The organism is Clostridium sp. AM49-4BH (assembly GCF_003478335.1).
Taxonomy (GTDB): Bacteria; Bacillota; Clostridia; order Lachnospirales; family Lachnospiraceae; genus Butyribacter.
This window is the reverse complement of record NZ_QUFB01000001.1, coordinates 115,778-130,694: the sequence shown is the minus strand read 5'-3', so window position 1 is coordinate 130,694 and position 14,917 is coordinate 115,778. Positions and strand designations below refer to the sequence as shown.

The following is a 14,917-nucleotide window of genomic DNA, read 5'->3' as shown; positions in this document are numbered from 1 at the left end:
ACATTTTGCTATGTAAGAATTGTTAACACAATTTTCTGGCAAATGAAAAATATGTAATCTGTACGTAAGCAGACAGATTATAGAAAGGCATGGTGAGAATTTCATGAGTATGTTGCAAAAGTACTTGCACTTTTCCAAAAAAAGAGTTGCGTGTTTTATCTTTATCAGCATCGCAATCTTTGTATTACAGTTTGTACTTACCGGTTCTATGCTTGCAAAACAGCAGGTAACAACGGAAGCGGGCAACTCACAGAGCAGTGTGATCGGTATTTTAGATGATACAGAGATTATCCGTCAGAAGTTTCAATTTGATCGTAAAGTCGTGTTATCCGGTTTTACGTTAAGTTTTGGCTCTTTTGAATATGATAAAGTAGGAACTGATCTGCATATTCAAATGTTAGATGGAGAAAATATAACCGTATATGAGACAACAATTCCGGTCAAAGACATAAAACCGGATGCAACGTATACCGTAAAAATGGATCATACGGTAACGATCCCGAAAGGTGTTACCTGTTGTCTGGCACTGAATTGCAGCAATGGCAGCCGCCTTATGCAACGTTGCCGACACTAAATACGACCAATCGAACAGATCCGAATCTGACATTGTCTACGCTGAATATGCGTACACAAAAGAAGTCGCTGACAATCTCTTATACGTATTATTATCGTTTGCTGCTTCCATTTATCGTAATGATCTTGGAATTTGTCGTATTGTTTGTACTCTGCTTTGAGCGTGTCACAGAATACGCACCTCGTCTGCGCAAAAGACACGACAAACTGCTCCGTAGATCCGACAAATCCGGCGAAGCGATCAAAAAGAGATTAAAAATCCGTAATTTGAAAGATTTTGTCAAATGGTGTCTGGCAGAGCGTAAGGTATATCGTTATGCCCGTAGGACGGTATTGATATTAAATCCATTTTTGTTGTTCCTAATGTTGGAACTGCTAAATGGAACTTTTCAAAAAACGTATCCGAATGTCTGGATCTTTACCTGGGTCTTTTTGGGAGCAATACAATTGTTGATCTTTGGTGTGATCGGCAATGCGGAGAGAGCTGCGCTTATACTTGATATCATATTGTTCCCGGTTGGTCTGGTCAATTTTTTCCTAATGAATGTTCGAGGAACTCCATTCCTTCCGGCTGATATTTTGGGTGTAACAACTGCAACCGAGGTCGCTGACAAGTATCATTTGACGATGACACCATCACAATTTGTTGCGATTCCAGCATTTTTCATTTGGTGTCTTCTGTTGTTAAGACTACGCGGTGATAAGAAAAAACGCGCTTTCAAACAGAAACTGTTGCGACATGTTCTTCCGGTTGTCACTTCTGCAGCCTGCATCGTTCTGTTGTATTCCACACCGATCCTGGAGACCTGCGGGATCAAAGATAGCGTGTGGAACAAGGTGGTTTCTTGTCAGAACAACGGTTTCTACCTCAACTTTTTCATCAATTTACATTACCTGCGTGTGTCGACGCCATCCGGTTATTCACAGGCAAAGGTAAAGGATATTCTATCAGATTTTGAAAAAGAGAATACTAAAACTGATGGAAACAGCAGCGAAGAGACGAACACAACGCAGTCCAACAAAAAGCGCACGTATAACAAAGACTTTAGTACTAATCAAAGTCTTGGCGACAAGCAGCCAAATATTATTTTGATCATGAACGAAAGCCTTGCAGACTATTCTCTGGTCGGAAAGGTTAATTATAACCGTGATCCGCTTGCTTTTATTCATAGCCTGGATGAGAACACCATTTATGGACGAGATTATGTGTCTATCTTTGGTGCAGGAACCAGTAATTCTGAGTTTGAGGCAATGACAGGAAATACAATTAAGTTTTTCCCAAGTGGAAGTAATGTGTATCAACAGTTTATGCATGAGTCCACCTTTGCGTTGCCTGGTTATCTCAAAAAACTTGGTTATCGCTGTGAAGCAATTCATCCAAGCAGCGGTGCTAACTGGAACCGTACGGCTTCTTATAAGAGTATGGGCTTTGATCAGTTTTTGACGATCGATGACTTCAAAAATCCGGAATATGTTCGTTATATCAGTGACAAGGAAAGTTACAAGAAAGTTATCGAGCGCTACAAAAATAAAAAGGAAGGCCAGCCGCTCTTTGTATTTGATATGACAATTCAAAATCACGGCGGTTATCTGACCAATACGAATTGGAAAGATCCGGTTTATCCGGAAGGCAGTCATTTGCCGGAAGCAAAAGAATTTTTGTCAGCAACCAAAGTATCCGACGATGCATTTCAGTATTTGGTAAAATACTTTGAAAAACAGGATGAGCCAACCATCATCTGTATGTTTGGCGATCATCATCCATCGATTGAAACCGAATTTTATGAAACGCTTCTCGGCAAAAAGCAGAGTGACTGGGGCTTAGAAGAGATCCAGAAACGATACGCAACGCCGTTTATCATTTGGGCAAACTATGATATTGAAGAAGCCAAAGAAGTCTCGATCAGCAACAACTATTTGGAGAATATGTTGTTAAAGCAAGCAGGTATTACATTGCCGCTTTATAACCAGTATATCGAAAAAGTATCTCAGGATATTCCTGCAATGAATGTCAATGGATATATGGATATGAATGGAAAGTGGCATAATTATGGGGATTCCGAATCAAAAACCGTTTCATCACTTCTGCATAACTATGAAATTTTGCAGTATGGTTACTACAGTGACAGTGATAAAACAACAATGAAAAAATTATTCCAATGGAAGTAAATACGTTGGAACGCAAGAAGAGTTTATCAGAAAGGCAGATGTTTAATTATGAAGTATTTTAAACAATTTTGTATGATTCTTCTGGTGTCATTTGCGGGGGAAGTGCTTAAATTAGCGCTTCCTTTTCCTGTGCCGGGAAGTATCTATGGAATGTTGTTATTGTTTATTGCACTATGCACCGGAGTTATCCGTTTAGAACATGTCCGCGAAACAGGACTCTTTCTCGTAGAGATCATGCCGATCTTGTTTGTTTCTGCAGGCGTTGGACTCATGGATTCTTGGGGGGATCTGCGTAAGATTTTACTGCCGGTTCTCCTGATCATGCTAGTCACAACTGTGATCGTCATGGTCGTATCCGGATATGCAACGCAATTTATTATGCATCACAAAACAAAGAAAAAGCAGCCTAAAGACTGATCATATATATTCTTATAGAAAAGAGGTTATTAAGTCATCATGATACAACTATTACAAAATTCATTATTTTTTGGCGGCATTGTTACACTGCTTGCCTATGAGATCGGTTTATTGATCAGGCACAAATTTAAGCTTGCAATATTCAATCCCCTGCTTATTGCAGTAACCTTGATCATTGTTTTATTAAAGGTGTGTAATATTCAGTATTCTGTCTACGAAAAGGGGGCAGTGTATATTAACTATTTGCTGACTCCGGCAACAGTTGCCTTGGCCATACCTTTGTATGAACAGTTGCAGATCTTAAAGAAAAACGCGATAGCGATATTTACCGGAATCATAGCCGGTACCGTAGCAGGTCTAGCCTCTGTATTAGGACTAAGTGTATTGTTTGGACTGACTCACGAACAATATGTCACACTACTTCCAAAGTCCATTACAACCGCTATCGGCATGGGGATTTCCGAAGAACTAGGCGGCATTGTGACAATTTCCGTTGCAGTGATCGTTTTGACTGGTATTTTTGGAAATATTATGGCAGAATATATCTTAAAGTGGTTTCATATTACGGATTCCGTTGCAAAGGGAATTGCCATCGGCACTTCATCCCATGCGATGGGAACAGCTAAAGCAATTGAAATGGGCGAAGTAGAGGGTGCAATGAGCGGCCTTTCCATTGCAGTTGCAGGTATGATCACCGTAATCGGTGCTAATATATTTTCTATCTTTTATTAAAAGATAGGGAAGTTGTATATTACAGGTATGGAGGAGAAGCATGAGCAAACAGAAAAAATGGATAACCTATGTATGCATTACGGCAATACTTTGCAGTACTTTGATCGGCTGCAGCAGTAATAAACAGACCACCGTAGACAAACAGGCATCACCCACACCAAAAGTTCTCGTAAGCGACGAGGACAAAAATTCAAATCTTGGACAGTGGGGACGTGCCATGGGTTCTGTTTTGATCGCGATCAACGAAGGCAACGTATATTATTTCGGTGGATACGAACCGACGGATGGCAATCAGAAAGCGGCCGCTGCGATCTTGCAAAAGAGCTGGAATATTTCAAACCGCAAACAGTTGATCGACCAAATGTATGATTTACTGCATACAGGTTCCCGTTCGACATACCGTAAGGAAGCGGCACAAATGCGCTCGATGTCAGCCAAAGAGTTAAAAACTGCCATGAAGCAATTGTCCGGGGATATGAAAGTTCATTATGAAATGATCCGTTACAATTGGAAAACTTGGAGAAAGAAGGGGCTTCTCGCTTGGGATATGTGCCGCATTTCCCATTTAGCACAATGGGGTTATGTAGCAGGTTATCTGACGATTTCTGAGGCACAGGCAGTGATCGAACCTGCTGCCAAAAAATTAAAAGCCAATTTTACAAGCTGGGACGAAGTACAACAAAACTGGCTTGATGGCTATGCGCTATATGCATCTATCGATGTGTCTGCTGCCACCGGTACCGATTATGAAGTCCGTAAAGCCAAATACGAACAGCTAAAAGCTGACGACCAAAAGAACACAGATACAAAACTTTATGACGATACACTTTTTACGAAAGATATTATTCCGGTTACCGGAAGCAATGCTGCAAGTCTTTGGAAAGAAAGGAAGAGTGCGAAATGATCTTTTATTTGATCCGACATGGCAGACAAAATAGCAGTGACTGTAATGTAAATGTACCTTTGGCAGATGCCGGCATAAAACAGGCTGAGCTTCTTGGCAAAAGACTACGGAATTATTCCATTGATGCGGTCTATTGCAGTGATCTGATCCGTGCCAAACAGACTGCCGAAATTGCCTTTTCGCATAATGAATTTTTATTGGATCATCTGCAGGTTCGATCCGGACTTGCAGAAATTGATTTCGGCGATCTTACCGGAATTCCGGATGCGCAGGTAAAGAGTTTTTACGCAAACTATTATAAACAACAACAGCATTTATTTGAGCAAAAACGCTCCAATAGACAAAGTAAACAACCGGTAACAATCGATTCCCCTGCCAAATATGTCGGTGATTTCTTTGTCCCGGTAGAAGAGATGATCTATCCTGGTGGGGAAGATGGTGCAATGTTACTTGATCGCGTCCTTCCGGTATTTGATGAAATTTTACATACAGATGCTAAACAGGTCGCTGTGGTCTGTCATGGCGGTGTTATTCGTGTGTTGCTCTGCGCATTGTTTGGCGGCAGTTTTGCTCGACGGCTCCAATTTGGTACTTCATTGGAAAACTGCAGTATCACAGCAATCCATTATGATGAAACATTACATGGATTCTTTTTGGACCGTTTTAACGACAGCGCGCATTTAGAGGGACATCCGGAATTATTCCGCGGTCATTGACCGATCATTATGTTAAGCTCAGATTGCACTCACACTCAGACAAGGAAAGGATTGACACAATGAAAAAAATCATTTTAGCCTCCGGTTCTCCACGACGTCAGGAACTTTTATCACAGATTGGCATTTCCTTTGAAGTACGTACCAGCGATGCCGATGAATCGTTGCAGGATCAAAGCCCTTCAGAAGCGGTGGAAGAGTTATCTTTCGAAAGCAAGCGATGTAGCGTCAAAACCAGAATATTCAGATTGTTATATACTTGGTGCAGATACTGTCGTTGCATTACAGGATGGCACGATTCTGGGAAAACCTTCGTCCGAAGAAGAGGCCTATGCGATGCTAAATGCACTTCAGGGAAATACCCACAGCGTATATACCGGCGTTACGATCATAAGCACTGATACAAACAGTCAGAGAGCACATACCTTTCATGTACGGACGGATGTTACTGTCTATCCAATGACAAAGCAGGAGATTACGGACTATATTGCAACCGGCGAACCAATGGATAAAGCCGGTGCATACGGAATTCAAGGTGCTTTTGCAGCATATATCAAAGAAATTCATGGTGATTATTCAAATGTAGTTGGACTTCCATTAGGTGCATTGGTTCACGAATGGAAAATGCATTTTCCTTCTAACTAAAAAAATAGTCTATTGTACAATACAATATTATGATAAAAAAAGCAAAGCCAGCGCTTTGCTTTGCAAGAATTGCTAAAGCAATTCTTGGTAGCATCACACTACATAACAGCAATTGCCTATTAAATAAAAGAAAACAGCTATTACCATAAATTCGGATAATAGCTGTTTTATATTTTGTTGACTGTTAAAAACAAGGACAAATTATTTGTCGTTTAATTCTACGAAAGAACCAAGCTTCATAGCACGAACCTTAGAAGACAGTCCGAACAGATTGATGAATCCCTCTGCATCTTTATGGTTGTAAAGCTCACCGGTTGTGAAAGATGCAATATCTTCATCATAAATGGAGTATGGAGAAGTGGTTCCCTGTTTGATAATATTACCTTTGTACAGTTTGAACTTTACTTCACCTGTTACATATTTCTGTGTGGACTCAATGAATGCCTGCTCAGCCTCACGAAGTGGCGTAAACCATTTGCCTTCGTAAACAATATCTGCAAACTTGTTGCCCATATCTTTCTTAGCTGTATATGTATCACGATCTAAGATCAATTCTTCAAGCTGCTGATGTGCTTCCATAAGAATTGTTCCACCCGGTGTCTCATATACACCACGAGACTTCATTCCGACAACACGATTTTCTACAATATCAACGATACCGATACCATGCTTGCCGCCCAATTTATTTAAGGTGCGGATGATGTCAGATACTTTCATTTCCTTGCCATTGACAGACTTTGGAACACCCTTCTCGAATGTCATAGTAACGATTTCGCTTTCATCAGGAGCCTTCTCCGGAGTAGTGCCAAGTACAAGCAAATGATCATAATTAGGTGCATTTGCAGGATCCTCTAATTCTAAGCCTTCGTGGCTGATGTGCCATAAGTTACGGTCACGGCTGTAGCTGTTGTCTGCTGAGAATGGAAGATCAATTCCATGATCGCGGCAATACTGGATCTCAGACTCTCTGGAATCCATTGTCCAGTTTGGATCTCTCCAAGCAGCGATAATACGAAGATCAGGGGCGAGTGCCTTAATACCAAGCTCAAAACGAACCTGATCGTTACCTTTACCGGTAGCACCATGGCAGATCGCAGATGCGCCCTCTTTACGAGCAATCTCTACCAATCTCTTAGCGATCAATGGACGAGCCATTGAAGTACCTAATAAATATTTGTTCTCATAAATAGCATTTGCCTGAACACAAGGAACGACATAGTCATCACAAAACTCATCGATAACATCCTCAATATATAATTTGGATGCACCACAAGATTTTGCACGCTCCTCCAAACCATCCAACTCGCTTTCCTGTCCGACATCAATGCAGACACAGATTACTTCGTAATCATAGTTTTCCTTCAACCAAGGGATGATTGCTGTGGTGTCAAGTCCGCCTGAATAGGCAAGAATCACTTTTTCCTTCATGTTTTTTCCTCCATTCCGCCGTGACTACGGCATATTATTCTTTTGCGATGGCATGATCTGCCATACAGATAACAGTATAAACACAATTACAGTTGATTGCAAATCCTTTTTCCTTTTTTACTGTAATTTTGTATCACTGTTATGACTGTTTATAAATATACATCATTCTGCATATTTATTCAATACTATTTTCTGGTGAAATGATCTTATTTTGAATGATTTATTAAGTAGAAATCGTATTCTGATCAATCTTTTTTTAAAATTCACGTAATGTATAAATATCTATTGCAATCAAAAAGCAAATGACGTATAATATTGAGCTGATGGACGTTTTTGCCTAAAAGTTGTAGATACATCACGTCCATTGTTATGAATAAATATACATTTTAGCAGAAACGAGGGATTTTATGATTCGAGTAGGCATTATTGGTTCCACCGGATACGCCGGACAGGAATTGGTCAGAATTTTGTTGCAGCATCCGGATGCAGAGATTGTATGGTATGGTTCACGCTCCTATGTAGATGAAAAATACAGCAGTGTGTTTGGTAATATGGTGAATCTTGTTGACGCCAAATGCATGGGCGAAAATATGGATGAATTAGCGAAACAGGCAGATGTGATCTTTACCGCAACACCACAAGGATTATGCGGTTCTCTGGTAAATGAAGAGATATTATCAAAGACAAAGATCATTGATCTGAGTGCAGACTTCCGTATTAAAGATGTTGCTAAATATGAAAAATGGTATGGCATCAAACATCAGAGTCCACAGTTTATTAAAGAGGCTGTTTATGGCTTATGTGAAGTCAACCGTGAGGATATAAAAAATGCGCGCCTGATCGCTAATCCGGGTTGTTTCCCAACCTGTTCCACATTATCCATCTATCCAATGGCAAAAGAGGGCCTGATCGATATGAATACTGTGATCATTGATGCTAAATCCGGTACCTCAGGAGCCGGCAGAGGCGCTAAGGTTGCGAATCTTTACTGTGAGGTAAATGAGAGTATTAAACCATATGGTGTTGCTTCTCACCGTCACACACCGGAGATCGAGGACCAGTTGTCCTATGCCTCCGGAGAAGAAGTTCTTATTAACTTTACCCCACATCTGGTGCCGATGAATCGAGGAATCTTAGCAACCTCTTATGCGACTTTGCGTAAAAAACTTTCCTATGAGGATGTAAAAGCTGTATATGATAAGTATTACGAGGATGAATATTTTGTTCGCGTCTTAAACAAAGATGTCTATCCAGAGACCCGTTGGGTAGAAGGCAGCAATTTTGTAGATGTCAACTTCAAGATTGATGAGAGAACCGGAAGGATCATTATGATGGGTGCTATTGATAACGTTGTCAAGGGGGCAGCTGGTCAGGCAATTCAAAATATGAACTTAATGTTTGGTCTGCCGGAGAATACCGGGCTGAAGATTGTCCCAATGTTCCCATAATAAGAAAAATAGCCCATCTGGGAAATTCAGACCTTTTGACTCTTTAATCTTATTAAGTAAAAAAGAAAGTACATAAAAGCGAGGATAGAAAAAACTATGAGTAACGAAGAGCAGCAAAGATATTTAGATAACATTACCGTCAAGGCAGAAACATTGATCGAAGCACTACCGTATATTCGAGACTTCAACTCAAAAAAAGTCGTTGTTAAATACGGCGGAAGTGCTATGTTAGATCACAATCTGGAAGAGAGTGTGATCAAAGATGTCGCCTTGTTAAAATTGGTCGGTATGCAGCCGATCATTGTACACGGCGGGGGCAAGGAGATTAGCAAATGGATCAGTAAAGTCGGTAAAGAAACACGCTTTGAAGAGGGTTTTCGCGTGACGGATAAAGACACAATGGAAATTGCTGAGATGGTTCTTAACCGCGTTAACAAAAATCTGGTATCCATGGTTGAACATTTGGGTGTCAAAGCGATCGGGCTTTGTGGAAAAGATGGCGGTATGCTTCATGTTCAAAAGAAAATGCCAAACGGAAAAGATATCGGTTTTGTCGGGGATATTGATCATGTTAACACCGAAGTGATCGATACACTTTTGGAAAATGATTATATTCCGATCATTGCACCTATCGGAATGGATGACGAGGGCAATACGTATAATATCAATGCTGATGATGCAGCATGTGCGATCGCAGGTGGTATTCGAGCAGAAAAACTGGCATTTTTGACGGATGTTGAAGGTGTCTGCATGAATCCCAATGATCCAACAACTTTGGTGTCTGTTCTGAATCTGATCGAAGCCAACAAATTAATAGAAGCCGGCATTATCAGCGGCGGTATGCTGCCAAAGGTCAACAACTGTATTCACGCTGTAAATTCCGGCGTTGGCAGAGTGCATATTTTGGATGGAAGACGAGATCACTGCTTACTCTTGGAGTTCTTTACAAAACGAGGTATCGGTACGGCGATCATTGGTGATGACAGTGGACGATACAGTAATGAGATTTAAGAAAGCCGGCACATAATATTAATTTGATAGAAATGAGGATGAGAACGATGACAATACAGGAAGCAGACAAACATTTTATTCATACTTACAATAGAAGTGTTGTATTCACCAAAGGTGAAGGTATGTATTTGTATGACGACCAAGGGAAGAAATACCTGGATATGGGTGCCGGTATTGCTGTATCAGCACTAGGATACAGTAACGAAGAATTTAAGCAGGCATTAAAAGACCAGATCGATGATCTGATCCATATTTCCAATCTTTATTACACAAAACCTGCGATCAAAGCAGCAGAACTAATATGCAATGTTTCTGGTATGGACAGGGTATTTTTTACAAACAGTGGAGCAGAGGCGATCGAGGGTGCAATTAAGCTGGCGAGAAAGTATGCTTTTAATAAAAATCCACAGAGCAAAGGTGAAGTGATCGCGATGGATCATTCTTTTCATGGCCGCACGATGGGTGCTTTGTCTGTAACCGGAACCAAACATTACAGAGAAGCGTTTGAGCCGTTGATCGGTGGCGTTTCTTTTGCAACTTACAATGATCTGGAAAGCGTTAAGGCACTGGTAACCGATGAGACCTGTGCAATCCTGTTAGAGACCTTGCAGGGTGAGGGAGGAATCCATCCTGCAACACCAGAGTTTATCAAAGGCCTGCGTACACTCTGCGATGAAAAAGATATCGCATTGATCTTTGATGAGATCCAGTGTGGTATGGGGCGTACCGGCAAAATGTACACCTATCAGCATTATGGTGTGACACCGGATATTTTGACTACAGCCAAAGCATTAGGTTGTGGTGTTCCGGTTGGAGCCTTCGCTGCCACAGAAAAATATGCCGTTGCGATGGTACCGGGGGATCACGGTACTACTTATGGCGGTAATCCGCTCGCAACTGCTGCCATTTGCGAAGTATTTCATCAATATGATAAATTGCACATTTTGGATCATGTTAATGAGATCGCACCATATCTGACAGAAAAGTTAGAAGCCTTGGCAGAAGCACATCCGGATAAAGTCAAAGAGGTGCGTGGCCTTGGTCTGATGCAGGGGATGGAACTTACGATCCCGGCTGGAGACGTAGTTGCAAAAGCCTTGCAAGCAGGCGTTGTTCTGATCAGTGCAGGTACAAATATTATACGTTTTGTGCCGCCACTTATTGTCGAAAAAGAGCATATTGATAAAATGATCAACGTATTAGATGACGTTTTATCCGAATAGAGCACCGCAAATTGGGAAACAACTTAATATAGAACTCTCACGAAGAGTCGGGCAGAATTTCGTCCGGCTCTCGTTGCTTTGGTAGAAGAAAGGAGAATTTCTATGTTAGGAATGTTGATAGGTCTATTATCCGGTATGTTAATGAGTATACAAGGGGTTTTTAATGCAGAAGTGACCAAACAGGCCGGTGTATGGGTAGCTGCAGGTTTTGTTCAGCTCACTGCTTTTGTCATATGTGTGGCAGCCTGGTTTGTGACTGGTAAAGAAGGTTCTATCTCAGGCATTGTACAGGTAAAACCATGGTATATGCTTCTTGGCGGTGTTATTGGTGCATTTATCACATATACCGTCATTGTTGCGATCAATCAGCTGGGACCTGCGAAGGCTACGATGTTTATTGTCTCTGCACAATTGATCGTATCATATATCATCTCATTGTTTGGCCTATTTGGCACCACAAAAGCAGGATTTGCATGGACAAGACTGTTTGGCATTGCTGTAATGATCGGCGGTATCATGCTTTTTAAGTGGGATGAACTGTTTGGAAAATGAGCAGATGGCCTACAATAAACAACCATACCTTTGACAGACGCATCCGCTCGTTGTCTGTCAAAAATAGTAAGAAATATGTAAGAATTTTTGTAGATTCTTATACTTGTAATTATGAAAAAGATTCGTTAGAATAGAGGAAGGTTCGAAAGACATACATTCTATCCGTAAATATGTATACTTTACGTATTTTCGATATTTATCAGACATTCCTGCCCGCTAATTCGCAGGAGGTAATGTTATGAAACAACAAAAATGGATCATTTGGATTATTTGTGGTGCCATACTATTGGGCGCAGGTTTTTGGTATACAAAAGGGCAAGATCCGGTTACGAAAGAATCAAATTTTCAGGCATCCGTATCAGAAAGCAGCGCTCCGGCTGGTGATACATCTAAGCCTGTGAATACGGATTCGTCTGAGATTGCCGTTTTCATTTGTGGTGCCGTGAAGCACCCAGGCGTATATCGTTTTAGTGAGTCTGTCCGCATCTGCGATGTTATTGCATCTGCAGGAGGATTAACCAAAAAAGCAGACACCAATGCCGTCAATCAGGCTCGTTTCGTTCAGGATGGAGAGCAGATAGAGATTCCGCGCCGATCAAAGACAGCAAAGGATCAACCACGCGCAGAATCCGATGCACAGACTGCATCTGCCACTTCGTCGGACAAGATCAGTCTCAACAAAGCTACGAAAGAGCAATTGTTATCGTTGCCTGGAATTGGGGAATCCAAGGCAAACGCTATCGTTGCCTATCGCACGGAGCATGGCAGTTTCCAAAAGATCGAGGATATTATGAATATATCCGGGATCAAAAATGGTGTCTTCGATAAGATCAAAAACAAAATAACTATTTGAAATAAAGAGAGACGTTTATGTTTAACGTCGAAAGTGAGGGAAATATGGCAAAGAAAGTATTGGTTGTAGATGATGAAAAGTTAATTGTTAAGGGAATTCGTTTTAGCTTGGAACAGGACGGCATGGAAGTTGATTGTGCTTATGATGGTGAGGAAGCTCTTTCACTTGCATCCTCCAATCAATATGATGTCATATTATTAGATGTGATGCTGCCAAAACTTACAGGTTTTGAAGTGTGCCAGCAGATTCGTGAATCTTCGGATGTTCCTATCATTATGCTGACTGCTAAAGGTGAAGATATGGATAAGATCCTGGGGCTGGAGTATGGTGCGGATGACTATATTACGAAGCCTTTTAACATTTTGGAAGTAAAGGCAAGGATCCGTGCTATTATTCGCCGAAGCAGTTCCAAAACAGCCAAAGAGCCTGAAAAGGTACTTTCATTTGAATCACTTCGCATTGATCTGGACAGCCGTAGAGGTTACATTGATGACAAAGAAGTGAATCTGACGGCAAAGGAATTCGACCTGTTGGAACTTTTAATGCTTCACCCTAATAAAGTATATAGTCGTGAAGAACTTCTCAATACCGTTTGGGGATATGATTATCCGGGTGATGTCAGAACCGTCGATGTACATATTCGAAGACTTCGAGAAAAAATTGAAACAACCCCAAGTGCACCAAAATATATCCATACCAAATGGGGTGTTGGCTATTATTTCCAACGATAGGCATATCCAGCCGTATGTATTACTATTTTGTGGCCTGACAGCCGTTTGGAGGAATCATTTTGCTTGAGCGAGGAAAAGAATTACTAGTGCAGATCCGCAGTATGCGGGTGCAATTGTTTGCCGTACTGGTGGTGATTGGTTTGATACCGGTCATCTTTTTTCGAATATTCTAATTAATTCTTACGAGAAAAGACTGATCTCTCAACGAACGGATGAGATTCAATCTTATGGAACCGTCCTCAGTAACCTTGTTAACAGTTCTGAATATCTTACCGGACAGGAGGCACCTGAAGTTGAACAGGAAGCGGAATCTATTGCAACCATCTATCAGGGGCGTGTTTTGATCATCAATCAGGATCTGTCTGTCGTAACAGATACGTTTAATCTGGAAGTTGGCAAAACGATGATCTCCTCAGAAGTAGTTCGTTGCTTTGTTGATCATGAAAAACGTTACGTAAATGATCTCGGTGACTACGTACAGCTTACGATGCCGATCGTAAACGCGTCTACTGAACAGACGACCGGTGCGATCATTTTGACTTTTTCCACCAAGAATTTTCGTACAACTGCAAATGTGATCAACCGACGCAGCATTATTTTGATATTAACAATCGCAATCGTTATCATGTTTCTTGCGTTTGGTTACTCAGTTTTGATCACCAGACCATTACAGCGTGTTACAGAATCTATTGATGACATTGCCGCAGGAGATATGGACACTAAGTTAGATGTGCATACTTACTCCGAGGTTGAACGAATTTCAGAATCTTTTAACCGCATGATCGATGTTATCAGGCAGCAGGATGAAGCAAAACAAAACTTTGCTTCTAATGTGTCTCACGAATTAAAGACACCATTAGCATCTATGAAGGTATTGTCAGATTCCCTGCTTTCTCAAGAAGGTATGCCGGAAGAATTATATCGTGAATTTTTGGTGGATATCACGCATGAGATCGAACGTATGACAAATATCATCAACGATCTCCTCACAATGGTAAAACTTGATAAAAATACTGCAGAAATGAATATTGTCAATATCAGTATCAACGATTTGATCGAACAGTTGCTAAAGCGCTTACGACCGATTGCTGCAGAACGTAACATCGAATTGATCTATGAGAGTTTTCGACCGATAATGGCAGATGTTGACGAGGTAAAACTGTCGATCGCATTGAATAATTTGATTGAAAATGCGATCAAGTATAATTATGACGATGGCTGGGTGCGCGTCACCCTCAATGCCGATCATAAATTTTTCTATGTCAAAATAGAAGATTCCGGTGTCGGTATTCCGGAAGATGTGCAAGATAAAATTTTTGATCGTTTTTATCGTGTTGATAAGGCCAGATCCCGTGATACCGGTGGAACCGGACTTGGTTTATCCTTAACACGAAGTACTGTGTTGCTGCACCGCGGCTCGATCAAACTGCACAGTAAAGAAAAAGAGGGTTCTACCTTTACGGTGCGTATCCCATTGACTTATGTTGTCTGATCATATGACAAAAAATTGGAGGTGAG

The 14,917-nt window shown here is 41.0% G+C and carries 15 protein-coding genes and 1 pseudogene; 15 read left to right on the top strand and 1 reads right to left on the bottom strand.

What is annotated here, in order from left to right; all coding sequences use genetic code 11:
• Positions 1-103: 103 nt before the first annotated feature.
• From DW981_RS00630 to DW981_RS00600, 8 genes and pseudogenes are all read left to right on the top strand, one after another.
• Complete coding sequence (locus DW981_RS00630) at positions 104-574, top strand: hypothetical protein (RefSeq protein WP_118506391.1); 471 nt, start codon at positions 104-106, stop codon at positions 572-574.
• A complete protein-coding gene (locus DW981_RS00625; RefSeq protein ID WP_118506390.1) occupies positions 517-2,742 on the top strand; it encodes an LTA synthase family protein in 2,226 nt (741 codons plus the stop codon). Before DW981_RS00630 ends, DW981_RS00625 begins: the two co-directional genes overlap by 58 nt.
• Before the next feature lie 48 nt (positions 2,743-2,790).
• Entirely contained in the window at positions 2,791-3,159 is a 369-nt protein-coding gene (locus tag DW981_RS00620) for a CidA/LrgA family protein (protein ID WP_022025365.1), read from the top strand.
• Positions 3,160-3,198: 39 nt separating this feature from the next.
• Positions 3,199-3,891, top strand: a complete 693-nt coding sequence (locus tag DW981_RS00615) for an LrgB family protein (protein WP_022025366.1) — start codon at positions 3,199-3,201, stop codon at positions 3,889-3,891.
• A 40-nt stretch (positions 3,892-3,931) separates the two neighbouring features.
• Positions 3,932-4,795 (top strand): DUF1266 domain-containing protein, encoded by an 864-nt coding sequence (locus tag DW981_RS00610; RefSeq protein ID WP_022025367.1) that lies wholly within the window; start codon positions 3,932-3,934, stop codon positions 4,793-4,795.
• Positions 4,792-5,511: a histidine phosphatase family protein gene (locus tag DW981_RS00605; RefSeq protein WP_118506389.1), complete on the top strand. Its 720-nt coding sequence runs from the start codon at positions 4,792-4,794 to the stop codon at positions 5,509-5,511. The genes DW981_RS00610 and DW981_RS00605 overlap by 4 nt, the downstream gene beginning before the upstream one ends.
• A 59-nt stretch (positions 5,512-5,570) precedes the next feature.
• Positions 5,571-5,660: pseudogene (locus DW981_RS15990) on the top strand (Maf family protein); the annotation flags it as partial.
• Positions 5,659-6,153, top strand: a complete 495-nt coding sequence (locus tag DW981_RS00600) for a Maf family protein (protein ID WP_347474469.1) — start codon at positions 5,659-5,661, stop codon at positions 6,151-6,153. The pseudogene DW981_RS15990 and the gene DW981_RS00600, both read left to right, overlap by 2 nt.
• Positions 6,154-6,354: 201 nt before the next feature.
• Here DW981_RS00600 and DW981_RS00595 read toward each other — a convergent pair whose 3' ends face one another.
• On the bottom strand, positions 6,355-7,581 hold the full coding sequence (locus DW981_RS00595) for an argininosuccinate synthase (RefSeq protein ID WP_118506388.1): 1,227 nt from the start codon (positions 7,579-7,581) through the stop codon (positions 6,355-6,357).
• 407 nt (positions 7,582-7,988) lie between these two features.
• On the opposite strand from DW981_RS00595, the gene argC reads away from it, so the two are divergent.
• From argC to DW981_RS00560, 7 genes are all read left to right on the top strand, one after another.
• Positions 7,989-9,029: an N-acetyl-gamma-glutamyl-phosphate reductase gene (gene argC / locus DW981_RS00590; protein ID WP_022025372.1), complete on the top strand. Its 1,041-nt coding sequence runs from the start codon at positions 7,989-7,991 to the stop codon at positions 9,027-9,029.
• A 96-nt stretch (positions 9,030-9,125) separates the two neighbouring features.
• A complete protein-coding gene (gene argB, locus DW981_RS00585; RefSeq protein ID WP_022025373.1) occupies positions 9,126-10,040 on the top strand; it encodes an acetylglutamate kinase in 915 nt (304 codons plus the stop codon).
• A 47-nt stretch (positions 10,041-10,087) separates the two neighbouring features.
• Positions 10,088-11,263, top strand: a complete 1,176-nt coding sequence (locus tag DW981_RS00580; RefSeq protein ID WP_022025374.1) for an aspartate aminotransferase family protein — start codon at positions 10,088-10,090, stop codon at positions 11,261-11,263.
• Between the two features lie 102 nt (positions 11,264-11,365).
• Complete coding sequence (locus DW981_RS00575) at positions 11,366-11,815, top strand: DMT family transporter (protein WP_022025375.1); 450 nt, start codon at positions 11,366-11,368, stop codon at positions 11,813-11,815.
• 238 nt (positions 11,816-12,053) lie between these two features.
• Positions 12,054-12,668: a helix-hairpin-helix domain-containing protein gene (locus DW981_RS00570; protein WP_118506386.1), complete on the top strand. Its 615-nt coding sequence runs from the start codon at positions 12,054-12,056 to the stop codon at positions 12,666-12,668.
• Positions 12,669-12,712: 44 nt separating this feature from the next.
• On the top strand, positions 12,713-13,399 hold the full coding sequence (locus DW981_RS00565) for a response regulator transcription factor (RefSeq protein ID WP_118506427.1): 687 nt from the start codon (positions 12,713-12,715) through the stop codon (positions 13,397-13,399).
• Positions 13,400-13,739: 340 nt separating this feature from the next.
• On the top strand, positions 13,740-14,891 hold the full coding sequence (locus tag DW981_RS00560; RefSeq protein WP_118506385.1) for a HAMP domain-containing sensor histidine kinase: 1,152 nt from the start codon (positions 13,740-13,742) through the stop codon (positions 14,889-14,891).
• Positions 14,892-14,917 lie beyond the last annotated feature (26 nt).